Annotated in this window: 1 protein-coding gene; it reads right to left on the reverse strand. The window is 63.7% G+C overall.

From position 1 onward, the window contains the following. Positions 1-1,233, reverse strand: a 1,233-nt coding sequence (gene istA / locus IC66_RS0142285; protein ID WP_038951380.1) for an IS21-like element ISFK1 family transposase, incomplete at both ends; no start/stop codon positions are given.

Below are 1,233 nucleotides of genomic sequence, written 5' to 3' on the forward strand. Positions count from 1 at the left end.
GGCGCCGTAGCTTTTGACGAGCGCCAGAATGCCAAGGCAGGTTCGAAAGCCTTGTTCTGGATGGGGCCGGGCGTCGATCACGGCCTGGAAAAACGCTGCTGTCGAAGGACCGATCCGCTCGCCGGCGGCGATCACCGCGGCGGGGGTCCATTTGCCGTAGCGGCGATGGGCGCTGGGCATGTGGTCGGCGATGGTGGTGTGTCCGCGTCGGTTGGGCGCGCGGGCATGGCTGGCGATCCGCTGGCCCTTGTGGAAGATCTCGACCGTCCGATCGTCGATACGGGCATCGACCAGCTCGCCAATCAGACGATACGGCGCGGAGTACCAATGGCCGTCGACCTCGACATGATAATCGGGAGCGAGGCGGCAGCGCTTCCAGCGTGCGAAGGCATAAGGCTGATCTGGCAGCGGGGTTAGCTTGGGTTTGTCGAGTTCGGCAAACAGTTCGGCGCGGCTTGAGCCGAAGCCACGCATTTGACGAGCATTGAGTTCGTCGACGAGTGTCTTGATGGCGGCGTTGAGCTCGGCCCGGGAAAAGAAGCGCTGATTGCGCAGCCGGGCCAGAATCCAGCGCTGGGCGATTTGCACCGCGACCTCGACCTTCGCCTTGTCTTTTGGGCGCCGCGGCCGTGCGGCGAGAATGGCCGTGCCGTAATGGCTCGCCATCTCGGCATAAGTGCGATTGAGGCCGGGATCGTAGCGGTCGGGGTTGCTGACGGCGGCTTTGAGGTTGTCGCAGACCACGAACGTCGGCGTTCCGCTCAAAAACGTGAACAAGTTGACGTGGGCCCGGATCCAGTCGGCCAAGCTCTCGCTGGGGCAGGCCTCGGCGTAGGTGTAGTTCGAAGCGCCCATCGCCGCGACGAACAGCTTCATCGGCTGCACTTCCCCGGTCAGGGGATCGACGATGTCGATGGTGTCGCCGGCGAAATCCACGAACACCTTCTCGCCGCCCAGATGAATCTGCCGCATCGAAGGTCGGACCCGCCCCTTCCAGGCCTCGTAGGTAGTGCAGAACCACGTGTACCCGAAACCGTCGGGATTAACGGCGCGATACTCCTCCCAGAGCAGGCGACGGGTTACGTTGCGCCGGCGGAGCTCTTTATCGATGTAGCTCCAGTCGGGCACCGGCCGCTGCGGGCTCTGAGACGCTGGTCGTGGGGCCGGGAAAAGCAAAAGCTCCAGGTCTTCATCGGTCATTCCCTCCGGAAGCGGCCAGCTCAACCCAGCAGA

Source organism: Bradyrhizobium genomosp. III (assembly GCF_000261705.1).
Taxonomy (GTDB): domain Bacteria; phylum Pseudomonadota; class Alphaproteobacteria; order Rhizobiales; family Xanthobacteraceae; genus Bradyrhizobium; species Bradyrhizobium ottawaense.